Annotated in this window: 31 protein-coding genes; 11 read left to right on the plus strand and 20 right to left on the minus strand. The window is 70.6% G+C overall.

Going from position 1 to position 24,320, the window contains the following annotated elements; all coding sequences use genetic code 11:
* Positions 1-13 precede the first annotated feature (13 nt).
* Genes VFH10_RS11190 through VFH10_RS11205 form a run of 4 tightly spaced genes read right to left on the minus strand, consistent with a single transcriptional unit; the run spans position 14 to position 2,770 of the window.
* The gene (locus tag VFH10_RS11190) at positions 14-721 is read right to left on the minus strand and encodes an anti-sigma factor family protein (protein ID WP_325128480.1); all 708 of its coding nucleotides are present in this window, start codon (positions 719-721) and stop codon (positions 14-16) included.
* Positions 718-1,230 carry a sigma-70 family RNA polymerase sigma factor gene (locus VFH10_RS11195; RefSeq protein WP_325128482.1) on the minus strand — a complete coding sequence of 171 codons (513 nt, stop codon included), beginning with the start codon at positions 1,228-1,230 and terminating at the stop codon, positions 718-720. Before VFH10_RS11195 ends, VFH10_RS11190 begins: the two co-directional genes overlap by 4 nt.
* Before the next feature lie 47 nt (positions 1,231-1,277).
* Entirely contained in the window at positions 1,278-2,120 is an 843-nt protein-coding gene (locus tag VFH10_RS11200) for a methyltransferase domain-containing protein (protein ID WP_325128484.1), read from the minus strand.
* Positions 2,117-2,770 carry a CDP-alcohol phosphatidyltransferase family protein gene (locus tag VFH10_RS11205; protein ID WP_325128486.1) on the minus strand — a complete coding sequence of 218 codons (654 nt, stop codon included), beginning with the start codon at positions 2,768-2,770 and terminating at the stop codon, positions 2,117-2,119. The genes VFH10_RS11200 and VFH10_RS11205 overlap by 4 nt, the downstream gene beginning before the upstream one ends.
* Positions 2,771-2,839: 69 nt before the next feature.
* Between VFH10_RS11205 and VFH10_RS11210 the strand changes: the two genes are divergently transcribed.
* Positions 2,840-3,670, plus strand: a complete 831-nt coding sequence (locus tag VFH10_RS11210; RefSeq protein ID WP_325128487.1) for a class I SAM-dependent methyltransferase — start codon at positions 2,840-2,842, stop codon at positions 3,668-3,670.
* Positions 3,671-3,682: 12 nt separating this feature from the next.
* Here the strand turns inward: VFH10_RS11210 and VFH10_RS11215 are convergent, their stop codons facing one another.
* Positions 3,683-4,861: an acyl-CoA dehydrogenase family protein gene (locus tag VFH10_RS11215; protein WP_414689865.1), complete on the minus strand. Its 1,179-nt coding sequence runs from the start codon at positions 4,859-4,861 to the stop codon at positions 3,683-3,685.
* 414 nt (positions 4,862-5,275) lie between these two features.
* On the opposite strand from VFH10_RS11215, the gene VFH10_RS11220 reads away from it, so the two are divergent.
* The 3 genes from VFH10_RS11220 (at position 5,276) to VFH10_RS11230 (ending at position 6,752) form a co-directional block, all read left to right on the plus strand.
* Complete coding sequence (locus tag VFH10_RS11220; RefSeq protein ID WP_325128489.1) at positions 5,276-5,857, plus strand: dihydrofolate reductase family protein; 582 nt, start codon at positions 5,276-5,278, stop codon at positions 5,855-5,857.
* Between the two features lie 83 nt (positions 5,858-5,940).
* Positions 5,941-6,252, plus strand: a complete 312-nt coding sequence (locus VFH10_RS11225) for a metalloregulator ArsR/SmtB family transcription factor (RefSeq protein ID WP_325128491.1) — start codon at positions 5,941-5,943, stop codon at positions 6,250-6,252.
* Entirely contained in the window at positions 6,249-6,752 is a 504-nt protein-coding gene (locus VFH10_RS11230) for an SRPBCC family protein (RefSeq protein ID WP_325128494.1), read from the plus strand. The genes VFH10_RS11225 and VFH10_RS11230 overlap by 4 nt, the downstream gene beginning before the upstream one ends.
* A 377-nt stretch (positions 6,753-7,129) precedes the next feature.
* Here the strand turns inward: VFH10_RS11230 and VFH10_RS11235 are convergent, their stop codons facing one another.
* Positions 7,130-7,561 carry an HSP20 family small heat-shock protein gene (locus tag VFH10_RS11235; RefSeq protein ID WP_325128496.1) on the minus strand — a complete coding sequence of 144 codons (432 nt, stop codon included), beginning with the start codon at positions 7,559-7,561 and terminating at the stop codon, positions 7,130-7,132.
* A 205-nt stretch (positions 7,562-7,766) separates the two neighbouring features.
* Between VFH10_RS11235 and VFH10_RS11240 the strand changes: the two genes are divergently transcribed.
* Positions 7,767-8,090: a MerR family transcriptional regulator gene (locus VFH10_RS11240; RefSeq protein WP_325128497.1), complete on the plus strand. Its 324-nt coding sequence runs from the start codon at positions 7,767-7,769 to the stop codon at positions 8,088-8,090.
* Here the strand turns inward: VFH10_RS11240 and VFH10_RS11245 are convergent.
* From VFH10_RS11245 to VFH10_RS11265, 5 genes are all read right to left on the minus strand, one after another.
* Entirely contained in the window at positions 8,079-8,963 is an 885-nt protein-coding gene (locus tag VFH10_RS11245; protein ID WP_325128499.1) for a patatin-like phospholipase family protein, read from the minus strand. The two genes, VFH10_RS11240 and VFH10_RS11245, sit on opposite strands and share 12 nt — an antisense overlap.
* Entirely contained in the window at positions 8,960-10,195 is a 1,236-nt protein-coding gene (locus tag VFH10_RS11250) for an NAD(P)/FAD-dependent oxidoreductase (RefSeq protein ID WP_325128501.1), read from the minus strand. The genes VFH10_RS11245 and VFH10_RS11250 overlap by 4 nt, the downstream gene beginning before the upstream one ends.
* Entirely contained in the window at positions 10,192-10,770 is a 579-nt protein-coding gene (gene folE / locus VFH10_RS11255) for a GTP cyclohydrolase I FolE (RefSeq protein ID WP_325128581.1), read from the minus strand. Before folE ends, VFH10_RS11250 begins: the two co-directional genes overlap by 4 nt.
* 158 nt (positions 10,771-10,928) lie before the next feature.
* Positions 10,929-11,402, minus strand: coding sequence for a hypothetical protein (locus tag VFH10_RS11260; RefSeq protein WP_325128504.1), 474 nt, complete (start codon positions 11,400-11,402; stop codon positions 10,929-10,931).
* Positions 11,403-11,887: 485 nt separating this feature from the next.
* On the minus strand, positions 11,888-13,114 hold the full coding sequence (locus VFH10_RS11265) for a PucR family transcriptional regulator (protein ID WP_325128506.1): 1,227 nt from the start codon (positions 13,112-13,114) through the stop codon (positions 11,888-11,890).
* 186 nt (positions 13,115-13,300) lie between these two features.
* Between VFH10_RS11265 and VFH10_RS11270 the strand changes: the two genes are divergently transcribed.
* The 4 genes from VFH10_RS11270 (at position 13,301) to VFH10_RS11285 (ending at position 15,804) form a co-directional block, all read left to right on the plus strand.
* Positions 13,301-13,861, plus strand: a complete 561-nt coding sequence (locus tag VFH10_RS11270) for a hypothetical protein (protein ID WP_325128508.1) — start codon at positions 13,301-13,303, stop codon at positions 13,859-13,861.
* 93 nt (positions 13,862-13,954) lie between these two features.
* Positions 13,955-14,131, plus strand: a complete 177-nt coding sequence (locus VFH10_RS11275) for a hypothetical protein (protein ID WP_325128510.1) — start codon at positions 13,955-13,957, stop codon at positions 14,129-14,131.
* A gap of 92 nt (positions 14,132-14,223) precedes the next feature.
* Positions 14,224-14,526, plus strand: coding sequence for a TraR/DksA family transcriptional regulator (locus tag VFH10_RS11280; protein WP_325128511.1), 303 nt, complete (start codon positions 14,224-14,226; stop codon positions 14,524-14,526).
* A gap of 24 nt (positions 14,527-14,550) precedes the next feature.
* Positions 14,551-15,804 (plus strand): FAD-dependent oxidoreductase, encoded by a 1,254-nt coding sequence (locus VFH10_RS11285; protein ID WP_325128513.1) that lies wholly within the window; start codon positions 14,551-14,553, stop codon positions 15,802-15,804.
* A 111-nt stretch (positions 15,805-15,915) separates the two neighbouring features.
* Here the strand turns inward: VFH10_RS11285 and VFH10_RS11290 are convergent, their stop codons facing one another.
* The 4 genes from VFH10_RS11290 to VFH10_RS11305 form a co-directional block, all read right to left on the minus strand.
* Complete coding sequence (locus VFH10_RS11290) at positions 15,916-16,527, minus strand: GNAT family N-acetyltransferase (RefSeq protein ID WP_325128515.1); 612 nt, start codon at positions 16,525-16,527, stop codon at positions 15,916-15,918.
* 44 nt (positions 16,528-16,571) lie between these two features.
* Positions 16,572-17,159, minus strand: a complete 588-nt coding sequence (locus VFH10_RS11295) for a DUF2231 domain-containing protein (protein ID WP_325128517.1) — start codon at positions 17,157-17,159, stop codon at positions 16,572-16,574.
* A gap of 92 nt (positions 17,160-17,251) precedes the next feature.
* Complete coding sequence (locus VFH10_RS11300; protein ID WP_325128519.1) at positions 17,252-17,713, minus strand: isoprenylcysteine carboxylmethyltransferase family protein; 462 nt, start codon at positions 17,711-17,713, stop codon at positions 17,252-17,254.
* 156 nt (positions 17,714-17,869) lie between these two features.
* Positions 17,870-18,202, minus strand: coding sequence for a hypothetical protein (locus VFH10_RS11305; protein WP_325128521.1), 333 nt, complete (start codon positions 18,200-18,202; stop codon positions 17,870-17,872).
* 212 nt (positions 18,203-18,414) lie between these two features.
* Between VFH10_RS11305 and VFH10_RS11310 the strand changes: the two genes are divergently transcribed.
* Positions 18,415-18,702, plus strand: coding sequence for a hypothetical protein (locus VFH10_RS11310; protein ID WP_325128523.1), 288 nt, complete (start codon positions 18,415-18,417; stop codon positions 18,700-18,702).
* A 201-nt stretch (positions 18,703-18,903) separates the two neighbouring features.
* Here VFH10_RS11310 and VFH10_RS11315 read toward each other — a convergent pair whose 3' ends face one another.
* The 3 genes from VFH10_RS11315 to VFH10_RS11325 all read right to left on the minus strand — a co-directional run bounded on the left by VFH10_RS11315 (position 18,904) and on the right by VFH10_RS11325 (position 21,442).
* On the minus strand, positions 18,904-19,209 hold the full coding sequence (locus VFH10_RS11315) for a GNAT family N-acetyltransferase (protein ID WP_325128525.1): 306 nt from the start codon (positions 19,207-19,209) through the stop codon (positions 18,904-18,906).
* Positions 19,210-19,380: 171 nt separating this feature from the next.
* The gene (locus VFH10_RS11320) at positions 19,381-21,174 is read right to left on the minus strand and encodes an FAD-dependent oxidoreductase (RefSeq protein WP_325128527.1); all 1,794 of its coding nucleotides are present in this window, start codon (positions 21,172-21,174) and stop codon (positions 19,381-19,383) included.
* 97 nt (positions 21,175-21,271) lie between these two features.
* Positions 21,272-21,442, minus strand: coding sequence for a hypothetical protein (locus tag VFH10_RS11325; protein ID WP_325128529.1), 171 nt, complete (start codon positions 21,440-21,442; stop codon positions 21,272-21,274).
* A gap of 94 nt (positions 21,443-21,536) precedes the next feature.
* Between VFH10_RS11325 and VFH10_RS11330 the strand changes: the two genes are divergently transcribed.
* On the plus strand, positions 21,537-22,028 hold the full coding sequence (locus tag VFH10_RS11330) for a MarR family winged helix-turn-helix transcriptional regulator (protein WP_325128531.1): 492 nt from the start codon (positions 21,537-21,539) through the stop codon (positions 22,026-22,028).
* Positions 22,029-22,800: 772 nt separating this feature from the next.
* On the opposite strand, the gene VFH10_RS11335 is transcribed toward VFH10_RS11330, so the two are convergent.
* Positions 22,801-23,679 (minus strand): RNA polymerase sigma-70 factor, encoded by an 879-nt coding sequence (locus VFH10_RS11335; protein WP_325128532.1) that lies wholly within the window; start codon positions 23,677-23,679, stop codon positions 22,801-22,803.
* Entirely contained in the window at positions 23,676-24,266 is a 591-nt protein-coding gene (locus tag VFH10_RS11340; protein ID WP_325128534.1) for a carboxymuconolactone decarboxylase family protein, read from the minus strand. Before VFH10_RS11340 ends, VFH10_RS11335 begins: the two co-directional genes overlap by 4 nt.
* Positions 24,267-24,320 lie beyond the last annotated feature (54 nt).

Genomic DNA, 24,320 nt, shown 5'->3' on the forward strand with positions numbered 1-24,320 from the left:
CCGCGCGGCAGCGTCAGGTGTGCAGCCGCAGCAGGGTCTCCCCCTCGGGCGTCTGCACCTCCACCGCGGCGATCTCGCTCTTCGGGCTCGCGGTCGCGCCGGTGATGTCGAACGTCTTCCCCGGCTTGGCGACCCAGGTCGCGACCTGCTCGGCCTCGCCGTCCCGGGTCTCGACGACGAGGGCGTAGCGCCACGACCTGCCCTCGTGACCGTCCTTCGGCTCCTCGTAGGTGCAGGTCAGGTCGAGCCGGGTGCCCCACGAGACACTGGTCAGGCTGACCTCGGCGGTGACCGGGAGGGGTCGCACCGGGTACATCGGCGTCGCCGGAGCCACGGACGGCGGGGAGGCGGAGGGACCGGCCGAGGGCGCCTGCTGGTCACCGCTGAGGACGTTCCCGAGCACGACCGAGCCGGCGATCACCGCGACGGCGGCGGCCGCGGCGAGCCCGGAGACCAGCCAGGTGCGTCGCTTGCCGCGTCGTCGTACCTCCTCGACGAGGGCGGGCAGCAGCGTGCTGGGTACCGGGTCGTCATCAGTGCGAGCGACGTCGAGCACGTCCTCCGGCACGCGGGCGAGCAGGCCCGGCATCCCCGCGAGCATGCGCACCGACCGCGAGCACTCGTCGCAGCCGGCGAGATGGCGCTGGTACTCCGACCGTTCACCGGGAGAAAGGGCGCCCAGCACGTAGGCGGCGTCCTGGTGGGCGAGCTCGCAGGTCACGGGCTCACCCCCATCTCCTCCAGGGCGAGGGCCAACGCGCGGAGGGCGTAGTGGCTGCGTGACTTCACGGTGCCGGGCGGGATTCCCAGGCGGTCGGCGGCCTCGGCCACGGACGCACCCCGGTAGTAGCACTCGCGCAGCACGGCGCGGTGGTCCACGGAGAGCTTCTGGAGCGCGTCGGCGACGATCCACGACAGCAGCAGCTCGTCGACCTTGTCGCCGCGGGCGTCGTGCTCGGGGACCTCCGCGACCGGCAGCTCGCGCTCCGAGCGGTGCGTGCGCCACTCGTCGATGACGATGTTGCGGGCGACCGTGTAGAGCCAGGACCGCAGTGACCCCGGGGGCCGCTCGAGCACGTGGCTGTTGCGCCAGGCGCGCAGCAGGGTCTCCTGCACGACGTCCTCGGCGCGGGACCGGTCGTGGCCGGTGAGCCGCAGGCAGAACACCCACAGGGCAGCCGCGTGCTCCTCGTACAGCTGCTCCATCAGGGCTGCAGGCGTCTCGGGCATGGCGGCGGCTCCCCTCGTAGACACGCTGATCGCCCGAGACACCATCATCATGTCTGGCCCGCCAGATGCGCGACATCCCCCGTGGGGGCGGTCCTGGCCCCCCTGTTCTCGGCCCCCGAGGCCGCAGCCGGCAGCTTCTCGGCGACCAGGGCGAACTTGCGCACCCGTCCCCGGCCCAGCCAGTCGCCCCACAGCCGATGCGCGGCGACCAGCTCGGCGTACCCGCGCCGACCGACGTGCTCGACGATGTAGGCCTCGTCGGCGGCGAACGCCTCGGTCAGGCTCTCGACCATCGCGAGGTGCGAGGCGCTGAGCTCGGCCTGCCAGCTGACCCGGAGGCCCGCCCGCTCCAGGGAGTCCACCAGCGTCGGCAGTGGTGTCGGCCAGACGGTGTCGGCATCCGGCATCGCGGCCCGCTCCGAGTCCGTCAGCGGCGCGCCCTCCTCGACGGTGAACGCGAACCGCCCGCCGTCCTCCATCGCCGCCGCCACGTGCCGCAGCAGGGCGTCCTTGTCGGAGAACGCGAGCAGGGTCTCGAGCAGCAGCACGACGTCGAACCGGCCGGGTGGGAGCGGCGGCACGCGACCCACCTCGAACCGGCAGTCGAGCCCGGCCGCACGCTCGCGGGCGATCCCGACGGCCTCCGCACTGGCGTCCACGCCGAGGTAGCTGCATCCGGTCGCCCGGGTGACCAGTCGCCCCGGTCCGGCCACCCCACAGCAGACGTCGAGCACGGAGACCCCGGGGCCGATGCCGGCCCGCTCCGCCAGCGCGAGGATCTCGCCGACCCTCATGAAGCTCTCCTGCTCGATGAACTCGCCGTCCTGGTACGCCGAGTGGCGGGCCCGGCCCAGCGCCAGGTCGAAGCGGGCGCGGTCCTCCTGCCTCACGGCTCACCGACGAGCAGCACGGGCGCCTCGGCGACCTCGGTCCGGTGCCGCCACAGCCAGCGCACGTCGCGACCGAACGACTCGACCAGTGTCGCCAGCACGAGGAGCAGAGCACCGGTGGTGAGCCAGGTGGGCGCGACACCCGCGGCAGCCACGGCGAGCGCGATGCCCGCGACCGCGGTAACGACCTTGCGCCAGTAGCGGTAGGGCAGCCGCTCACGCATCCAGGGCAGCACCAGCGCCGCCGCGCCGAACGCGTAGCGCAGCAGTCCGATGGCGAGCACCCAGACGCCGACCGTCCCCGCGACGTACACGCTGAGCACCAGCATGAGGAACGCGTCCGCCTCGCCGTCGAACTTCCCCCCGAACGCGGACGTGGTGCCCGTCAGCCTTGCGATCGGGCCGTCGACGGCGTCGAGCGCCAGCGCCACGACCGCCAGGGCGACGAGCGCCGCCTGCGCGGCGTCGCCGACGAAGGAATCCGCGACGAGGGCGGCCACCCCGCAGGTCAAGGTCGCCCGGACCAGCGTCACCAGGTCGGCCGGCCCCGGCGTGTGCCGGTAGGAGGACAGACCGCGGGTCACCGACACGTAGAGCACGGCTAGACACGCCAGCCCGACCAGCCAGCCCGCAGCGCTCAGCCCCAGCACGTCGCCTCCCCGTTCAGTCGGTCACCCAGGAGTACGGAAGTTGCTAGCGTCCGGTTCACGGAAGGCGAGGTGAGCGTTGTGCAAGGCCCGGCACTGACGTTCGACGCGTGGCTGCGGCTGCGGGAGCCGGCCGACGCGGCCGCCCGCGCCAGCGACCTCGTCCACCAGGTGAGCGCCCGGCTGCCCACGGAACGTGTGGTGCGGGTGCACGACCTGGGCTGCGGGTCCGGCTCGATGGCCAGGTGGCTCGCACCGCGGCTGCCCGGGCCACAACGCTGGGTCCTCCACGACCGGGACTCCGACCTGCTCGCGCTCGCGGCGGACCACGCCCCGGTCAGGGCCGCCGACGGCGCGCCGGTGCGCGTCAAGACCCGGTGCGGCGACATCACGCGCCTTTCGGACGACGAGCTGACGGGCGCGGACCTGGTCACCGCGTCGGCGCTGCTGGACATGTTCACCGCCGACGAGCTCGACCGGTTCGTCGCCACCTGCACCGACGCCGGCTGCCCCGTCCTGGTCACGCTCAGCGTCAACGGTCAGGTGCGACTGGACCCGGAACAGCCCCTCGACGCCGCCCTGGGGGACGCGTTCAACGCACACCAGCGCCGGGTCACGCCATCCGGCCGGCTGCTCGGCCCCGACGCCGTCGGCGCGGCGGTCGCGGCCTTCACCGCACGCGGTCACCACGTCGAGGTTCGTCCGAGTCCCTGGCTCCTCGGCCCTGCCGATTCCGACCTGGTGACCGAGTGGTTCCGCGGCTGGGTCGGCGCGGCCACGGAGCAGCGTCCCGAGCTGGCCTCCGACGTCACGCCGTACGCCGAGCGGCGGATGGCCGAGCTGGCTGCCGGGCAACTGTCCGTGACGGTCGGCCACGACGACCTGCTGGCCCAGCCGGCCTGACCGCGCACCCGGTCAGCGGAAGGCCGCCTCCCCGGTCAGCGCCTGACCGATCACGAGCTGGTGGACCTCGCTCGTGCCCTCGTAGGTAAGGACCGACTCGAGGTTGTTGGCATGCCGCATCACCGGGTACTCCAGGGTGATCCCGGCCGCGCCGAGCAGGGTCCGGCACTCACGGGCGATCGCGATGGACTCGCGGACGTTGTTCAGCTTGCCGAGGCTGACCTGCTCGGGCCGCAGCTCACCGGCATCCTTGAGCCGGCCCAGGTGCAACGCCAGCAGCATCCCCTTGCCGAGCTCCAGCGTCATGTCCGCGAGCTTGGTCTGGGTGATCTGGTAGGCCGACAGCGGCTTGTCGAAGATGTCGCGCTCCCCGGCGTACGCGATGGTGCGCTCCAGGCAGTCGCGAGCCGCCCCGAGGGCACCGAAGACGATCCCGAACCGAGCCTCGTTGAGGCACGAGAGCGGACCGGACAGCCCCTTGGCCCCGGGCAGCATCGCCGCCGCCGGGAGCCGCACGTCGTCCAGCACCAGCTCGCTGGTCACCGAGGCGCGCAGCGACATCTTCTTCTTGATCTCGGGGGCGGAGAAGCCAGGAGTATCCGTGGGCACGACGAAGCCGCGGATCCCGTCGTCGGTCCGGGCCCAGACCACGGCCACGTCGGCGACCGAGCCGTTAGTGATCCACATCTTGTTGCCCGAGAGCACCCAGTCGTCCCCGTCGCGGCGGGCCGCCGTGCGCATGCCGGCCGGGTTGGACCCGAAGTCCGGCTCGGTCAGCCCGAAGCACCCGACAGCCTCACCGGCGGCCATGCGCGGCAGCCACTCCTGCTTCTGCTCCTCGCTGCCGTGCTTCCAGATCGCGAACATGGCAAGGGATCCCTGCACCGAGACCAGCGACCGCAGCCCGGAGTCCCCGGCCTCGAGCTCCAGGCACGCCAGCCCGTACGCCGTCGCGGACGTCCCCGCGCAGTCGTAGCCGGTCAGGTGCATGCCCATCACGCCGAGGGAGCCGAGCTCCTTGGCCAGCTCCCGCACCGGCATCGTGCCGGTCTCGTACCACTCGGCGATCTCCGGGCGGATCCGGTCGCGCACGAACCGCCGGACCGTGTCCCGGATGGCGAGGCTCTCCTCGTCCACGAGTGCGTCGGTGCCGAACATCTCGAGCGGGCCCTGCGTGACCTTGTCTGCCATGCGGCAACTTTCCCGCACCAGTGCCCGCACCGGAAACCCGGTGCGACCTGATGGGCCGCTGTTGCCAAGGAACTAGGGGTGATCGAGTCGGGGCGCGCGCCCGGACTCGAGGGTGCTCCAGCCACTACCCCGACCCCTGCCGATTGGTCACGTGCTGCAGCTTTCGCGGCCCGGATCTTGCGGTTTGGTCCCCAACGGCAGGTCCTCCGGGTCCCGTGCAGCAGCGCCCGACCCTGACCCCGCCGAGTGGTCACGAACTGCAGGATTTGCGGCCCGGATCTTGCGGTTGGGGACCAAACCGCAGGACAGCCGGCCCGAGGACCGGCTCGCCGATCTGGGTGCTCGAGGTCGAAAGGGTTGCCGCCGAAGACCGGACCCTGCACGGTGGAAAGTCCCACGAGCGAGAGGAAACCCATGCCTGAGCTGTTGGTGGACTTCATCACCTCCCTCGACGGATACGCCGCTGCCGAGGGATGGCCGGGCTTCTGGGGCCTGGAGGGGCCCGAGTACCTGGGCTGGCTCGGCGAGTCGCCGGAGGGCGACTACACGGTCCTGATGGGGGCGACCACCTACCGGTTGATGTCCGGCTTCGCCGCGTCCGGCGAGGAGGGGCTGGGGGAGCTGAACGAAGTGCCCAAGGTGGTGTTCTCCTCGAGCCTGACGGAGCCACTCGACTGGGCCAACACGCGCCTGGTCGACGGCGACCCGGTCGAGGCCGTCCGATCGATGAAGGCGGACGACACCATCCCAGGTCTGCGCACGCTCGGCAGCCTCACCCTGTGCAGGTCGCTGCTCGAGGCGGGCCTCGTCGACCGCTACCGAGTGGTGGTCTTCCCCGTCGTCACCGGAAGCACCGGTCGGGAGCGGATCTACGACGGGTACCCGGACGTCGCCATGGAGATGATCGCCAGCCGCACCTTCGACGGCAGGCTGCAGCTCCTCGAGTACGTGCCCACGGTGCTCGCGGGCCCTCCGGGCAGCGACCAGCCCACCTGACTCGCTCCGAAGGCCGCGCATCGGTCCGGCCCGCGGACAGCCTTCCGTTGACATGTGACCAAATGGTCACCTATTCTCGGGGCGTGGACGCGGTGTTCAAGGCCCTTGCGGATCCGACCCGGCGCGACCTGCTCGACGCCTTGTTCGTCCAGGACGGTCAGACGCTGACCGCGCTGGAGGAGCGGGTGCCGATGACGCGCTTCGGGGTGATGAAGCACCTCAAGATCCTGGAGGAGGCCGGCCTCGTCGTGTCCCGCAAGCGTGGGCGCGAGAGGCTGCACTTCCTCAACCCCGTGCCGATCCGACTCATCCACGACCGTTGGGTGAGCAAGTACGCCGAGCCGTGGGCGGCCGCGCTCACGGAGCTCAAGTCAGACCTGGAGGACACGTCATGACCGCAAGCGTCACCACCGTCTCGTTCGCCGAGGGCACGGCCCCGGTCGGGGACACTGCTGTGTTCGAGATCTACATCAAGGCCACGCCCGAGCGGGTCTGGGAGGCCATCACGGATCCGGCGCAGCGCGCCAAGTTCAGCTTCGGGGTCCAGACGCAGTCGGACTGGGCTGTGGGCTCGACGTACCGCGCGGGAGTGCCCGGAGTCGTCGACATCGCCGAGGGCGAGAACCTCGTCGTCGAGCCGCCGCGCCTGCTGGTGCAGTCGTTCAAGGCGCTCTGGAGCGACGAGGTGAAGGCGCAAGGGACCACCCGTGTCACCTGGGAGATCGCGCCGGTCGGGGACTCCTGCCGCCTCACGGTGGTCCACGACCAGCTCCCGGAGAGCGCGAACGCCGAGCTGTACGGCGGCTGGCCGATGATCCTCTCCGGCCTCAAGACACTGCTGGAGACCGGCGAGCTGCTCACCACACCCGGGTCGCTCATGTACGCCATGGGCTGAGAGCCGATGCTCGTGACGTGGGCCCCCACCTGGCGCGGATAACGGCGTTCGACGCGCGGAGGACCGCGTGGATGGACCGGTGGGGTGGCCGGGATCAGCACTTCGAGAGGTGGCCGACCCGGCGTGGGGCGGCGCTCGTCCCCTGACCTACGCGGCGGGTGCGCTCCCTGGTGCGGTTCAGGGCACGGGGGGACGGCGCCGGCCCCAGCCGGCCTCCACGATGGCGTCGATCTCGTCGCGGACCCACTCGTCATCAGCGACCAGCAGGTCGCGCAGGTCCACTGCCGCAGTGTCGTGCGTGACGGTGCACCCGGCGGCGGGATGTCGGCCTGCGAGGTCGACGCCCGATGTCATCGTGGAACCCCAACAGCCTCGGCTCAGGACGAGATGGCCTGCTGCTCGCTGCTGGAAGCGGTGCTGATCTCGATCTTGCGCGGCTTCGCCGCCTCGGCCACTGGGATGGTCAGCTTCAGCACGCCGGCGTCGTAGTCGGCCTTGACGTGGTCGAGGTCGAGGTTGTCGCCGAGCACCAGCTGCCGGCTGAACAGACCCGTCGGCCGCTCGGCGGCGAGCATCTCCCAGTCGCCGTTCGAGGCGGGCCGTTCCGCCTTGATCGTCAGGACGTTGCGCTCCACGTCGATGTCCAGCGTCTCGGGCCGCACACCGGGCAGGTCGAACTCGAGGACGAACGTGTCCCCTTCGCGCCAGGCGTCCATCGGCATGACCGCGGGCCGGGATGTGGTGCCAGCGCCGAGAAGCTGCTGGGCGATCCGGTCGAACTCGCGGAACGGGTCGGTACGCATCAGCATGACTACACCTCCACATCATGTCTTGTTTCTTCACCACCATTTATCTATGGTGGCTGACACAGATTCATATAGCACGACTACAACAGATCCTCAAGTGGGGATCGGGAGGAATTTCTCGAGACGGGCGGAGGCCCGGCATGGCGAGCGCGTTCGCTGACGAACGCGTCGGCGCGCGGTGTCCGGCCACGACCCGGCGGAGGGCGCCATGACCGAGTGGGGACCCGACCGGGCGCTGTACGCGATCTCCGTCGCGGCGGAGCTGACCGGCGTCGACCCTCAGATGCTGCGCCTGTACGAGAGTCGGGGGCTGCTCAACCCGCAGCGCACCGAGGGCGGCACCCGCCGCTACAGCGACCGCGACATCGAGCGGGTCAACAGGATCACGACGCTGCTGTCAGCCGGACTGAATCTCGCCGGTGCCGAGCAGGTCCTGGCGCTCGAGGACGAGACCGAGCGGCTTCGCGACCAGATCTCCAGACTCCGCGGTCGCAACCGCAAGGAAGCACAGCGACGCACGTCAGGCGGCTGACGCCGGCCCGGGCACGGGTTCGCCGTGGTCGTGCAGCGACAGGTAGCGATCCTGCCGAGGACGCTCGGTTCCTCCCGTGTCGAGCCAGGTTGCGGTGGCCTCCCGACCGCGTCTGATCAGCTCGGCGGCGTGCCCGAAGCTCGCCGGGGACACGGACAGTGGGCACAGCGGCGGGAGCACCTTGATGTGTGCCGACCCGGCCAGCAGCCGGATCTCGTGGGCGAGCCGCTGCTGCATGAGCAGGGTCAGGGCGTGCAGCGCGACTCCGATGGCGCCGCGCGGGAGCTGAGGCAGGGCGCACGCCGACCCACCCGGCAGCACGTAGATGACGTCGGCCCCGAGGCCGTGGGCCGAGCTCACACCGGTCCCGTCGGCGACTCCACCGTCGATGAGGAATCGGTCGTGGTGCGCAACCGGCGGCAGGAGCCCGGGCACGGCTGCGCTGGCCAGCACGGCCGTGGTGAGAGGACCGTCGGAGATGAGGGTCTCCCGGCCGGTCAGGACATCGGTGGCCACGACGTGCAGCGGGATGGCGGTCTGTCGCAGGTCCTGGACGCGGACATGCGCATCGACCAGGAGGCGCAGGGGCGTGCTGGAGCAGACCGCGGGACTGAGACCGCTGATGCCGCTGAGGACCTGGCGACCGGCGACCGGGAAGACGTCCCTGCGCCGCAGCCTCGTCCACACGTCGGCGAGTCCCGCCAGCGAGTCCGCACCGGTGCCGTGGTCGGCCACCCAGGCGGCGTTCACCGCCCCCGCTGAGGTGCCCAACAGCAGGTCGGGCTCGACGCCGCGTTCGGCCAGCGCCTGGAGCATTCCGACCTGCACCGCCCCGAGGCTGCCGCCGCCGGAGAGGACGAACGCCGTGGTCATGGCCCGATGTCCGCGAGCGGCACGGAGGCGTCGCGGAGCGCGGTCAGGTCGACCGCACCGGCAGCGACGACCGAACGGACATGGTCGATGGCGTCCCAGTCGTTGACGTGCAGGCCGGCCGCGACGCGGTCCTCGACGATCCAGAACGCCGTGAAGACACGACCATGCACGTCGCCGCGGATGATCACCTCATCGTAGCCGGACCGTCCGACGTGTCCGACGTACTCCATGCCGAGGTCGTACTGGTCGGTGAAGAAGTACGGCAGCCGGTCGTAGGGCTGCGCGCCGCCGAGCAGGTTGACGGCCGCGCAACGCCCTTGGCCGATGGCGTTGTCCCAGTGCTCGACGCGCAGGTGGGCGCCAAGCACGGGGTGGTACGCCGAGGCGACGTCGCCGGCCGCGAACACGTCGGGGTCGGACGTCCGCAGCAGCGCGTCGACCACGATCCCGTCGTCGACCTTCAGGTTCGCCCGCTCGGCGAGGTCGACGTTGGGCACCGCACCCGCTCCGACGACGAGGAGGTCCGCGGAGAGCACGCTCTCGTCGTCCAGGCCGACCAGCACGTCGCCGCCCTCGAGCCGGGCCTGGGTGACCATCCGACTCGTGCGCAGGTCCACACCGTGCTCGCGGTGCAAGTCAGCGAAGACCTCACCCAGCTCGGGGCCGAGCACCTGCTGCAGCGGCGTCTCGAGCGCCTCGACGACGGTCACCTCGCAGCCCGCGGTCCTCGCCGAGGCCGCCACCTCGAGCCCGATCCATCCTCCGCCGACGATGACGACGCGGAGCCCGGGACGCAGCTCGCGGCGCAGCCTGGTGCTGTCGTCGAGGGTGCGCAGGTAGGCGACGGGAACTCCCGCAGCGTCCAGGAAGGGCAGTCGACGCGCGGACGCACCGGTCGCCACCAGCAGCCGGTCGTACCCGACGCGGACGGCGTCCAGCGTGACCGTGTGCCCCGCGAGGTCGATCTCGCGGGCGGCGGTGCCGAGCAGGATGTCCACGTCGTGGCCCCGATACCAGTCACGGGGCCGCACGAAGACCTCGTCGAGGGCCGTGTCGCCGGCGAGGTAGCCCTTGGACAGGGGTGGCCGTTCGTAGGGCAGGTGCGGCTCCGCGCCGATCAGGGTGACCGCGCCGGCGTACCCGTGCTCGCGCAGGCCGACCACGGCGCTGGCGGCCGCGAGACCTCCCCCGACCACGACGATGCGCTCGGGGCGCTGGGGCCGCCGGGTCATCGTGTCCTCCGGTCACGGGTGAGGCCGAGGAACTCCGCGCGGGAGGCCGCGTCGGTGCGCAGTCTCCCGAGCAGGGCGGAGGTGACGGTGCGGGAGCCCATGGCACGCACCCCGCGCAGGGTCATGCAGGTGTGCTCGGCCTCGACCACCACACCGGCTCCGCGGGGGGAGAGGTGCGTCTGGAGGTGTTCGGCGACCTGTTGGGTGAGCCGCTCCTGGGTCTGCGGCCGATGGCTGTAGAAGTCGACGACCCTGGCCAGCTTCGACAGCCCCAGGACCCGGTCCGCGGGAAGGTAGCCGACGTGGGCCACCCCGACGAAGGGCAGCATGTGGTGCTCGCACACGGATCGAACGGGGATGTCCTCGACGAGCACGAGCTCGTCGTAGCCCTCGCTGTTCGGGAACGTCGTGAAGTCGAACGGCTCCACGGTCAGCAGCTCGGCGTACGCCGCGACCATCCGGCGCGGTGTGTCCGCGACATGGGCGGAACCCAGGTCCTGGCCGAGCGCGACGAGCAGGGCCGCCGCAGCTGCCTCGGCCGCGTCGAGATCCACCTCGGCGGTGTCGGGCGTCATCCGTGGCCGCCAGGGCAGCACCTCCGCTTCGCCCTCGTCGGGGAGGGATCCGATGTCCCGCGCACTTGCTGTGAGGGATGGCTGGCCCATGACCGCTCCTTTGCCGAGGTCTTCTAGCAGAGAGTTTCTTCGACAGTAGAGCCGGGACGATTCTTAAGTCAAGGTGTTTGTCTTTTAGACTCTGGTGACCTCGCGGCAGTCGACCGCTGGACCCACGCCGTCGCCCGAGCCAGCCAGTCGGCCACCTGCGGACCCTCGAGAGCCGGTCCCCGATCGCGCACCAGCACCGGCAGCGCCGTGGCACGGGTGGCGCGCCGCTGCGCCTCCCACTGGCGCTGGAGCCGCCGTGCGGGGCGGGCGTCCGCGCGTCGTCCGGGCCGGTGACTCTGCCGGAATGCGGAGAGGACGTCCTCCATCAGCGTGTGCGTCTCGCGTGGGTCCGCCAGGTCGAAGCCATGCAGCCAGAGCGCGTCGAAGAGCGCTCGCCGGGCCTGCCTGCTCGCGCCCCGTTGGTACGCGTCGGCGTACGCGGTGACCGCGGCGGCGGTGCCGGGGACGAAGCCGGCCAGGGACGAGGGCAGGGTCTCCTCGGGCAGAAGAACCGCGAGCGTGCGCTCCAGCTCCGCGTGCACGCGGTCGAGGCGTTCCGCGCGGGCCGAAGCCGCGGTCGAGGGAGCGGCCTCCTCGACGACGGCGCGCCAGTCGACGTGGACGCCGACCGCCTCGAGGACGGTGGCCCGGCGCGAGGCGAGGTAGCTCCAGGGTGAGTCAAAGGCCGCGTAGACGACGAGGCGCCGACGCGATCGAGGCGCTGCCGGCGACGGATCGTGTGGCTGTGCGTGGGTTCCTCCGTTCGGGCCGGGAGGAACCCACGCCCTCACCCTTGCCGGCTGCTCGAGCGGAAGGGGAGCCGGCTCCGTGGCAGTGGTGGGTGCCGTCGTCATGGACAGTGGCGAGGGGACCGGCGACCCGTGCTGACACGTGGGGTGAGGCATCAGCACCACACCCTTCTCTTCGGTTGTCGTAGTTCGACTGTGCGCCTCCGAGCGGGCCCCGACCATGGCCCCGCTCGGACAAGGAAGGGCAACATCGGTTGCCGACCCTCGGCAATCAGCGACTAGCGCGCCGGCGGCGTCAGCGGTCGGTCCGGCCAGTCGAGGAGCTTGGCGCCGAGGACGGCCGCCTGGAGGGTGAACCGCTGCGCCGGGTCGAGAGGGTCGAAGCCGGTGAGCGCCTTCACCCGGTTGAGCCGGTAGGTCACCGCCCGCACCGACAGGTGCAGCGTGCCGGCCGTCGTCGTGGCCACGCAGCCGCAGCCGAAGTAGGCGGCGAGCGTGTCGACGAGGGGTGCGGCGCCCCCGCGGGCCCGCCGGAGCGGGTTGAGGACGGAGTACACCAGGTCGACCAGCGCCGGTTGGTCACGGGCGAGGACCCGATACGTGAGCAGGTCCCGGGTCTCGACGACCGGCCGGTCGAGGTTCATGCGGTCCGCCATCGTCAGTCCCTCGCGAGCCTCCTCGTAGGACCGTGCGATCCCGTAGGCGCCCGGGTGTGCTCGCCCGACGGCAACCCGCCACGGGCCGGTGGTCCGCAGTCGGCTGAGCTCGGCGTGCACGAGCTTGCCCAGCTCGCCGGTGGTCGACAGGCCGTCGGCCATCGGGCGGGCACCCGTCGCCTCGGCCAGCGCGAGCACGACGACGAGTCCGTCCTTGGTTGCCACCAGCACATCGCGGTCCCCGAACCGGTCGATCACCACTCGTTCGAGGGCCGACGTGGCGGCGGCGACCTCGGAGAGCCGCCGTCCCGGCTGGGCGAGGGCGACCTGGTGGGCGCGGGTCAGGTCGAGCCCGAACGGCTCGGCCCGCTCCACCAGCTCGCTGAGGTGGGCGTCACCGCGGAGCAGGTCCTCGACCAGTTCGCGCCGCAGGTTCTCCTCGCGCCGCACCATCTCGCGGCCCGCCTCGGCGTGACCCTCGGCGAAGGCGGCCACGGCGTCGTCCACCACCTGCAGGAGAGCCTCCGCTGCAGAGCGGACGGCCTTGTTGTCACGCTCGCGGATGACCGCCGGGAGCTCGCTCCACACGCGTCGCGCGGCGGAGAGGTAGAGGTCGACGCCCTGTCCGACCGGGATACCGTCCTCCGCGGCGCGGCGCCCCTGCAGCCGGACGGCACCGATCTCCGCGCGGTCCGGGAAACGACCCAGTGCGGCGGCGTCCGCCAGCATCGTCAGGTAGCCGCCCAGATAGCCGCTCGGCACGTTGCCCGCGTCCCGGCTGGCCAGGCGCGCGACCTCGACGAGCCAGGGTTGCTCCACCTCGCCCGAGTCCCCGCCGTTCCGCTCCATCGCGCCGCCCCTCTCGAGCCGGCCACCAGTACACGACACGTTGCCGGGGCCCGGCAAGCACGCGTTCTCCGGCCTCGTTTCCGCTCGTCGGCAATTACGGCGCAGGTTGTCGGCCGGTCAGGGACGGCGACGTGCGCTGTGCCTTCGCGGCATGGTGGGGGGTGTCGAGCAGGATCGAGGACGACGATGAAGGGCCAGCGGATCTACCGGATCGTGTGGTCGGGCGTGGTGGTGCCGCTGTGCACCGTCGGCTTCATCGCCGCCGTGCTGTTGTTGGCGCCCGTCGTCGCGGCGGTGCTGGCGCTGGCGGTCGTGGGGACCAGCCCCCGCGTCGTACGCAGCTCCTTGCGGTGGTGCGAGACGGCGCCGCCGACCTCGGCCAGCCGTCTCGACGGGTTCAGTCAGGCCTTCGCGGCTGCCTTTCCCGAGTTCGCGATCCTTCCCGGGACGCCGCCGCCGGCGACGCCCCCAGACCTGCCGGCCATGACCGACGAGCAGCTGTGCCGGCAGTGGCGGACGAGCTCCACGCTGGTCCAGGAGGCAGCATCGGCCCGGCAGCTCAGCCGAGTCCTGCAGACGCGACAGCTCTACCTCGACGAGCTCGAGCGCAGGAACCAGGCGGGCTTCGACGCGCGGCTCGCGTCCGGCGCCCGAGCCGAGTCCGACCCGCTGCCGTACCTCAGGGGTGAGCGAGCGACCGGATCGGCGATCGACTGGAACGAGCTCACCTCCGGGTACGACGGATGACCCCCGACGTGGCGCACCGGCCCGGCGTCGGTGGGTCTCTCCACCTGGCGGGACGACCCGTCGCCCCTTGAGACGATCGGCTATGGTCCGGGCATGGAGGGCACCGAGCTGACGACGCGCACCGCGGCGGTCGACCGTGCCCACACGCCGTCCCACGTGCCGTCGGGCGCCGCCCTCCTCGCGCTGGCCCTGAGCGAGCAGGCCCGGGGCATCCGCGGGCTCGACGTCCTCCGTCGCAGCGTCGACCGGGCTCCGCCGAACCACTCCTGATCCCGCGCCCTCCGGCGTCGACCTTCCTAGGTCCGCCGGCCGTCGTGCGCCGTCTCGAAGATGCTCGGCGCACTCGTCTGCAAGGACCAGGCATGACCGTTCACTCCTCCCTGCCACGACCCACGATCGAGCTCGAGGCCGTGCGGCTCGACCTCGAGATCGCCGAGACCACGCGCTCGCGACAGCTCGCCCAGCTGCCGCACTCACCCGGCGACCCGGTCGCCGCCCGCCACCGCGAGAGCGTCGAGCGGCTCCTGCTCGAGATCCGACAGGCCCTCGGACGCCTCGACGACGGCGGCTACGGCACTTGCTCCGCCTGCCGGAAGCCCATCCCCCCGGCTCGGCTCGAGCTTCGTCCGTGGGCCGCGACCTGCACCCGGTGCGCCCAGCGCTGACGCCGACAACCTACGGAGGTACTCATGCAACGCCACATCGGCATCGTCGGGGCCGGCATGGTCGGCCTGTCCACCGCCTGGTTCCTCCAGGAGCGTGGGTTCGGCGTCACCGTGCTCGACCGCGCTCACCCCGGAGCCGGGGCGTCCTGGGGCAACGCGGGTTGGCTCACCCCGGAGCTCACCACGCCCCTGCCGCACCCCTCCGTCCTGGCGTACGGCGTGCGGGCGCTGCTCAAGCCGACCTCCCCGGTCTACGTGCCGCCGACCGCGGATCCCCGGCTGGTGCGCTTCCTCACGTCGTTCGCGCGGCACTCGACGCACCGGCGGTGGGCGAGGGCGATGCGTGACTACGTGCCGATGAACGCCATGGCGCTCGATGCCTTCGACGACCTCACCGACGGCGGGGTCGACAGCCCCACCGTCGACGCGGACCCGTTCCTCGTCTGCTTCCGCATGGTCCGGGACCGCTACGCGATGCTGGCGGAGCTCGACGAGATCCGGGCTGCCGGCCAAGAGGTGAAGGTCGACGTCCTCGACGGAGACGAGGTGCGCCAAGTCGAAGCCACTCTCTCCACCGAGGTGGGGGCGGCACTGCGCATCCACGGCCAGCGGTACCTGAACCCACCGGCGTTCGTGAAGGCGCTGGCCGACGCGGTGCAGGAGCGCGGGGGTGCCGTGGTCCCCGAGGCCGATGTCCGCAAGGTGCTCGACCTCGACGACCGGGTGGCGCTGCACACGGCCGATGGCCGCGCACGGACCTTCGACGCCGTGGTGGCCGCGAACGGCGCCTGGCTCAACCGGCTGGTCCGCCCCTTCGGCGTACGACGGCTGGTGCAGGCCGGGCGCGGTTACAGCTTCAGCGTCACCGGGGACAGGCTCCCGGCCGGTCCGGTGTACTTCCCCACCCAGCGGGTCGCCTGCACCCCGATCACTTCACCGGCAGGGGAACGCCGGCTGCGCGTCGCCGGGATGATGGAGTTCAGGAGCCCCGAGGCTCCCTTGGACCACCGCCGCGTCGACAGCATCGTCGACGCCGTCCGTCCGCTGTTCGCCGGCGTGGACCTCGACAACCGCAGCGACGAGTGGGTCGGGTCGCGACCGTGCACGACCGACGGGCTGCCGCTGATCGGCCGGACCAGGTCCCCGCGTGTGTTCGCGGCTGGGGGCCACGGCATGTGGGGCATCGCCTGGGGTCCGTTGACAGGGAGGCTCCTCGCGGAGCAGGTCGACACCGGCCGGGCGCCGACGACGTTACGGCCGTTCGACCCGCTCCGCTGACCGAACCCGAGGCGGCGCGTCACACCCGAACGCATGGCCGACGCCTTTTGCGTCCTTCGCGGGCATTCAGCGCCCGCCGCCGGCCCCAGCGAGGTGCCCTGTCTTTTCGCGTCAAGCAGGGTCAACCGCCTGGGTCATCACACAGTTCTTCAGGCCCTTCGACCGTTGGTAGGTGAAGCCGGCCTCCTCGTACATCCGGCGGGTGCCGTTGTAGAGGAACGAGGACGACATCTTCTTGCCCTCCGGCTGCTTCGACATGTCGTGCGGGTAGCCCTCGACCAGCCCGCCTCCGGCCTCGGCGATGAGGTCGAGGGCCCCTCGGAGGGCGAGAGCCGCGATCCCGGACCGCCGATAGCGTCGGTCCACGAAGATGCAGGTGATCCGGAAGTCTGGCGGCGTGACCAGTCCCGCCTCGTACTCCTGGCGATGGTGGAGGTTAGGCAGCTCCTCGGGCGGTCCGTACTGCGCCCAGGCCACTGCCACGTCCTGGTCGAACACCAAGGCTGCGTGGGCTCGCCCCTCCTCGACCAACGCGCACTTCAGCTCCCGGTTGCTCTCGTAGGTGCGGTTCGGGTCGCGAGACAGCGAGTGGAAATAGGTGCACCAGCACCCGCCGAACACACCGTTGTGCCGCGCGACGAGGTCGGCGAAAGCGGGCCACGTGTCGCGCGCTAGAGGGCGGACGGTGAGGCTGTCCACCTCCGTCGAGGGCTTGGCAGACATGCGTGCAGGCTACGCCGCATTGCGGACGATCGGCGTCCGGTTGGCTACGACGAGGCCCCCGCCGATGCACCCGCAGAGTTCTCGTCGTAGGCGGGGTCATGGCTCGCGACCTTGCGTGCCCCGATGAGGTGGCCTCCGAGATAGGCACCCACCCCAGTTGCCGCGGCTCCGGCCAGAGCCAGGCCGACGCCGGCGCCCTGCCGGCCGCGGCGGCGGGCCACCCACGACGCGGCGTACATGCCGATAGCGGCCGCGTTGATGAGCGCGTGCACGAGACCCACCCGCTTGTCGCGGGGACCGGCCGCCGACCACTCGGACCAGCCGGTCCAGGCTGTCGGCCCCGCAGCAAGCAGACCGGCGCCGACGAGCCTCTGGGCGGAGGCCGAGGAGTCGGGTCCGCCGAACAGATCCAGCAGACTCGCCGAGGTCCAGGTGCCGAGCACCATGTCTGTCAGCAGTGGGTGGACCGCGTGCCCGAGCCACTCCCCCCTCAGCACCGACGCTCGGGTCCCCTTGCCGAACCCGGCAAGGACCCATGGCTCCAGGGCGCGCACCGGGGAGTCGAGCACGCTCGCGTCCTCGAGCCCCATCGTCCAACGGACGATCCTGGGAGGTTGTTCGACGGTGCTCATACGACTCCCCTCAGGCGCACATCGAGGAGGTTCCCCGGTCGCCGTCGGACCATCGTTGCCCTGCTGAACGCCCAGGGTCAATGCCGATGGCTTCAGGCCGTTGTCGGCCGCCATGAAGGCACCAGCATGTCGACGGCTCGAGCCAGGGACCTCCGGTCCAGCCAACGCGGGGTCGATGCGCAGTAGGCCTCGTACTCGCTTCCGAACCTCTGCCCCAGCGCGGTCTCTTCTGCTGCAATCTGCGCCCGATCGATGAGTACGACGAACCCCGCGACTGGGATCAGAGCGACCCACGAGGTCCGCCAGAGCGCGTGCGCAACCAGCACCCCGGCCATCCCGACGTACATCGGATTGCGGCTGACCGAGTTCACCCCCGTGATCACCAACGCGGACGCGCGCTCGGGGTGGAACGGCTCGACTGTGGTCCCCCTCCGTCGAAACTGGGCCGCCGACGCGCCGGCCATCGACATGGAGGCCAGCGCAAGGCACCCCGAGACCGCCGTCCGGCCCGCCTTCGGCGCCTGCGTCCTGCCGGTCAGCGCTCGCTGAGCCATTCCGGCAGCCAGTGCTATCAGGGGCGGAGGCACACGCAACATGGCTGACAATCTGCCGTGGCCGGCGCTGCCTGTCGAGGGCCGGACTCCTTGTCGCGGTCGGACGCCCTGACGCCACAAGTGGATGCGGCTGATGCAGGCGCCCCGGCGCGCTCCTCAGAGCTGGAGGATCGCTGCGGCAACCAGGTAGGCCGCGGACACGCCCTCCGGATCATGCAGATCTCCGGGGTCCGCCAACGTCCCCTGAGAACGTGCGCGAATCGCGGCGCCCGGATCCTCGGCAACCAGATCGCTGCACAGGCCCGCGACAACAGCTGTGACGTCGTGGTCGTCGAGCTCGTCGAGCGCGAGACCGTTGTGGAGCAGGGTCGCGGCCTCGTGGAACACCTCTCGAGCCATCTCGAGGTCCACCTCGGGGCGCGCCAGCGCCACTGCATCGGCGGTGGCCAGGAATTCGTCGAACAGCGGGCCTGCGGCGCTGGGCGGCATGCCTCGACACTGTCAGCGCGCCCCGCTCCCGGCAAGACGTCTCGACCCGACTCGCCCCGCGGATCGCGACATACCAGGACGTTGGTGTGAGACGGGTTACAAGGCTGCGTGGACTTGTGCCCCGCGGGTACGGGGCGTCCGAGCGTCGTTCAAGACGCCGCACTTGAGAACGCAGGTGCCTCTTCATCATTACGAATTCCTAGGAGACACCTATGTCCAGCACACACACTGCCACTCACACCGCCACCCAGCCGCGAGCGGACGTCCGCGCCGACCGCCGGGTCAGCACCGAGACGAAGTCGTCCTACAAGACCACCGAGCTCATCGCCTACGTGGTCGCGGTGGTTGGGGTCCTCATCGCCTCGGCGACTGTGGACGCAAGCGACTTCGGCGCCCAGGAGGCGTGGTTCTACATCACCCTGCTGACCATCGGCTACATGGTGAGCCGTGGCCTGGCCAAGTCCGGCGGTCGCGACTTCTACGACGACGACAACCGGTAACCCGCGCCAGCACCCATGCCCCATGGACGTCGCCCACCTCCCAGGGCGGCGTCCATGGTCCTTTTCCGCGAAAGGCACCCCATGTTCTTCTTCTTCAGCAACCGGCTCGGCTGTGGTGCGTCACTCGTCCTGTCGCTCGTCGTGACCGGGCTGCTCGTGCTCCTGCTCTCGCGGTAGGCCGATCGGCCCACAAGCACCGCATCAGTCGGTGACTCTGGTGGCCGGCCGCCTGTAGTCCAGGTCGCCGTACTGGGGGTGTCGCACCATCCAAGCCTGGACGAAGGGGCAGATCGGCAGCACTCGCAACCCCAGAGTCCGCACGTGGTCGAGCGCGGCCTGCACGAGGGCGCCGCCCACGCCCTCCCCCTCGAGGGATGGATCTACTTCGGTGTGCGTGAACACGATCAGCTCGGCGGTCTTCTGATAGGCCGCGAACCCGAGGACCGCGCCGTCTCGGACGGCCTCGTACCTCTGCCGTTCCGGAGCGTCGATCACCTGAATCGTCATCGGTCGACCTCAGTGGGAGTAGGGGTGGTGTAGGAGCCGTCAGCCTTGCCTCGGACGGGAGACCTGAGCCGATCGCGTCCTTGTGCGATGGGAGGTCAGGGTACTCGGCGATCCCTCCACGGGAGGGATCTCGACCGCCGTCTCGGACGGTCGAGGCCGGCACCGAGCTGCTCAACCGTCGTTGCGCCGCGCTGCTTCTCGTCCCGCCAGGAAGCCGAACACCAGTCCGAGCGAGATCGTCCCTCCGGCGCCTCCGTAGAAACCCTTGGTCGGCGCGCCTCCTGCGTTACCGGCGGCGAAGAGGCCCGGAATGACCTTGCCGTCGGTGTCCAGCGCGCGCCCGAGTGCATCGGTCTTCGGCCCACCCACGGTGCCGAGTGCGCTGGCCTCGACCTTGATCGCGTAGTACGGCGCGGTGTCGACCGGCCCCAACACGCTCGACCTCGGACTCCTCAGCACGGGTCGGATGATCCTCGCCAGGGGCCCGACCACGATGGAGCGCACGCGTTCGGGGTCGTTCTTCCTCGCCACCCGTCCCGCGAGCTTGCTCACGACCGGACCGATCGCCGCGGCGATGCCGGTCCGCGCCTTCGCGGTCGCGGAGGGGAACCGCGCGTCGGGCGAGTTCTTGCCCAGCCGGGGGTAGAAGGCGCCAAAGTAGCGGTCGAACAACGTGTCACCGCGGTTGAACTGCGGGTCGCGCGCACGAGCCGCCTCGGGGTTGAACCGGTCGACCGTGCGGAGCAGCCCCACCTCGTCGACCCCGATCTTGGCCGCCAGCTCTGACAGCGTGTCGGCGCGGTGGAGGTAGTTGGGCACCTCTCCGCCCGGCGTGACGCCGAAGATCCCGAACTTCGCCCAGTAGTTCTGGTCGAAGATCAACCACGCCGTGGCGTTCGGCATGGTGCCCGTCTCCGGGTCGACCTCGCGCATGATCTGCCCGAACTGGTCGTAGGCCAACGCCTCGTTCGCAAAGCGCTCACCCTTACTGTTCACCATGATGCTGTGTGGCAGCGCTCGCTCGCCCAGGAACACACGACTGAGCGGGCGGCCTTCCAGCTCCTCACCGGGCAGCTGCACTCCGGGCATCCACCAGGCATCCTCCATGCCGGTCAGGTCGGCACCCACCTCCTTGCCGAGCTGCACCGCGATGCCGTCATGACCCTTGGGGGATACCTGCACGCCGAAGGGCGCGCCCAGGTGAGCCGTGGTGACTTCGGGCGAGCTCTCGAATCCTCCGCTGGCCAGCAGCACACCCTTGGTGGCGCGCACCGTGTGCTCGACGCCATCCACCAGTACGACGATCCCCCGTACCCCCGACTCCGCGATGACGAGCCGTGTCGCCGGTGCCTCGACGCGGACGTCGACCCCGTTGCGCAGGCCGGCCTCGAGCAAGGCTCCCACCAGTGCCGGCCCGGCGAGCCAGACGTCCTCGCTGCCGATCCCACCCAGCAACCAGAACGGCAGCGGGTTCTTGGCCATGCCCGTGGTCAGGGCCGGCCGCACGAACCTCGCGGCGTCGCCCAGCCCCTGCGGGGAGTACGGGCCGGGGAAGAGGGCCCGACCGACCGAGGCGCCGTCGATGTCAGAACGGTAGTCCGGCCAGATCGTCGGGATCCACCCGAAGGGTGTGTGCTCCTCGATGAACCGGGCGACACGAGGTCCGGTTTCGAGGAACTTCTCCACGAGATCGTGGTCGAGCGTCTGGTCGCGACCTTGGCCGTAGATGTAGCGCCGGGCCTGGTCCAGGTCGTCGTGCACCTTCAGGTCCTTGGCCGAGAAGCCATGGTTGGGGATCCACGCGGCACCCGCCGAGATACCGGTGGCGCCGCCGACGAGCTCGCGGGACTCCACGACCAGGACGCGCGCGCCCTCCTTCGCGGCGGTGAGAGCCGCCATCAGCCCGGCGCCGCCGGAGCCGACGATTGCCACGTCGACCTCGTCAGGAATGCCCGATTGGGACACGGTCCCGATCGAACCGGTGTGCTGGGTCGAACTTCTGTTCATGCTTCCTCCATCGGAATCAGTTCGTGCGTCGGGCAGCGGCCGTCTTTCGCGGCCGCTACCAGTTGGCCGGCGGATCGCTGGCCGGGAACGAGTCGGCGCCCCAGACGTCGACGATGTCGGGGACGTTGACTCCGACGCTGCCGTGACCCTCCGCCACCGCTGCGCGTCCGACCCGCGTCGGTCGGACAGGCTGGGCTCCGTGCGGGACGGCGGCGCCGGTCGTCATTCCTTCACTCCTTCATCGAACGCATTCGTTGCTTGATGTTTCAACCATAACGGTTGGAGGCGTCAAACCAAAATGGTTGGGCTAGTCTCACTACATGAGTCGTGACACAACCGAGGGAGCCCTCACCGAGGCGGCCGCTGCCCTGGAGCGCGCGGTGCCGATGCTGGTGCGATGGTTCACCCGAAGTGACGTGAGACGTTCGATGTTGGCGCACACGGATCCGGCGCTCTCGGCCACTGATGCCTGGCTGCTGGGACGGATCACCGACAGCGGCCCCGTCCGGCTCTCCGAGCTCGCAGACTGGCAGGAGGTCGACAGATCGACGATGACCACACAGGTCCGACGACTGGAGACGCTCGGCCTGGTCGACCGCGCCCCGGACCCGCGGGACGGGCGCGCGGTACTGGTCCGTGCCACCCGCACCGGTGCCGCGCGACACCGGCGTACGAAACAGACGGCACGCGCCGTCTACGAGAAGCTCCTGGCCGGCTGGCCGGAGGAGGACCTACAGCAGGCTGCTCACGTCGCGGCCCGGTTGGTCGAGACCCTCGAACGACGCCACGCCAACGCTGGGCCTGCCGACTGAAGGCGGCGCGAGCGGTCCGGTGAGAGCACTCACCCGTTGCGTGGCTTGTCACACGAGGAGTCGACGTACCGGGCCAGCGAGATCGCCAGCGACCTGTCGAAGTCGCCCGCTCGGTCGAGGTGCACCCTGCCGTCCTCGTCCCGCCAGGCAAGAGTGAAGGGCCTGGCGACACCGGGCGTCCATCGGCTCGCCGCCCGGCAGTCTCGGACGATGATCTCGAGACTGACCGACTGGAGTCGACGCGTCGGTGAGACCGTCACGGGCAGGGCAGGCGCGCGGACCTCGAGACTCTGGCCGGGGGTACCGATCCTCAACACCGTGGAGGTGACCAAACCGGACAGGAGTAAGGCGCCATCGACCTGGAGCGGGCTGATGGGCGACTCCGAGGTGCCTGACCCCGCGCGGGGTGGTACCGCTTCGAAGAGCACGAGTTCGACGGCATGTTCGTCGACACGAAAGGCGGGGGGCGTCGGTCGAGCCTGCCACCAGAGGAGCGCACCGCCGCCGGCGGCAACGCCGACGAAGAAGACAAGGACGGCCGCGGCGGGCTGTCGCCAGGTGCCAGGCGCCTTCTCGGTCAGCCGAGGACGGGAGGTGCCGACCTGCAGCGTCTCTGTCGAAGGTTGCGACGCGTCACGGCCGGGCTCCTGCACCTCAACAGCGTATGCACGGGAGGCGTGTATGAGCGCCGCGGTCGACGGGGCCCGGGCAGTGGATGGTCCGGGGGCCGGTCCGCGTACTCGGAACCGCTTCGATCCCAGGACCGAGGCAATCACCGTCGCAGCTCGGTCACCTCCTCGAGCCGCTTGAGCTTGTGCGGATTGCGGATCGCGTAGATCTGGGTGATCCGGCCGTCCTCGATGACGAACGACACGGCCGTGTCGTTCTCGCCGCCGGGGTCGATGCGGGCCGCGATCCCGCCGTTGAGGTCGACGATGAAGGCCTGGGCGCCGGGTGCGAGCTCGGCGAAGCGAGCCATCACCGGCGCGAGCTTCGCGGCCCCGCGGACCGGTTTCGGGATCGTCGGGGCGAGGCCGCCGCCGTCGCCCACGACGAGCACCTTGGGAGCCAGCACCTCGAGCAGTGCGGGCACGTCGCCGGTGGTCAGCGCGGCGAGAAACCGTTCGACCACCAGCTGCTGCTCGGCGCGGCTCACCGACATCCGCGGTCGGCGCGCTGCCACGTGCTTGCGGGCCCGCGTCGCTACCTGGCGCACCGCGGCTGGCGATTTGTCCAGCGCCTCGGCGATCTCGTCGTACGGCACCGCGAAGACCTCGCGGAGCACGAAGACCGCGCGCTCTGTCGGCAGCAGCGTCTCGAGCACCGCCAGCATCGCGATGGACACGCTCTCCGCGAGCTCGACGTCCTCGGCGACGCTCGGGCCGGTCAGCACCGGTTCGGGCAGCCACTCGCCCACATACTCCTCGCGCCGCCGCGCCAGCGTGCGCAACCGGTTCAGGCAAAGCCGGGTCACGATCCGCACCAGGTACGCCCGGGGTTCTCGGATCTCGGAGCGTTCGGTCTCGGCCAACGCTGCCCATCGCAGCCATGCCTCCTGCACCAGGTCCTCGGCGTCGGCGACCGAGCCGAGCATCTCGTAGGCGACGGTGAACAGCAGACCGCGATGGGCGACGAAGGGATCCTCGCTCATGCGACGGACGCTACCCCCGGCCGCTCCGCCAGCGGCTTCAGGCCGCACGCCGCGGCGAAGCCGTCGGACTCGATGCCGAGCGCCACGTTGCCACGCGTTGTCATGTTCGCGAACGCGATCACCGTCGTGAGCTCGACAACGGCGGCCGGCCCCAGCTCGGCGTGCAGCCGGTCAACCAGCTCGTCGGTCACCGTCGGCGGCGTCAGGCTCATCGCCTCGGCGTACTCCAGGACGTCCCGCTCCAGCGGCGTGAAGACCTGCGACTCGCGCCATCGCGGGATCTCCCGCGCCTTCTCCACGTCGAGCCCCTTGTTGCGGGCCTCGAAGTAGTTGAAGTCCAGGCACCACGTGCAGCCGACCAGGGATGCGACCGCCATGTGCGCGAACGACTTCAGCCCCTCGTCGCAGGCGTCCCACTTCTGCAGCTTGCCGCCGAGACCGAAGGTGGCGAACAGAACCTTGGGGTTGTGCCAGTAGACGCCCACCGCCGTGGGCACCTTGCCCAGCTTCTTCTCGGTCATCCGCTTGATGAGCATTCCCTTGACGCCGGTGATCTCGGCCGGGGGGATACGGGTCGTGTGCTCCATCACTGCTCCTCATGTCCGGTAGCTGTGTCGACAGGTTGGTAGGTCCTCACGCCC

It is taken from the genome of Nocardioides sp., assembly GCF_035697785.1.
Lineage (GTDB): Bacteria > Actinomycetota > Actinomycetes > Propionibacteriales > Nocardioidaceae > Nocardioides_B.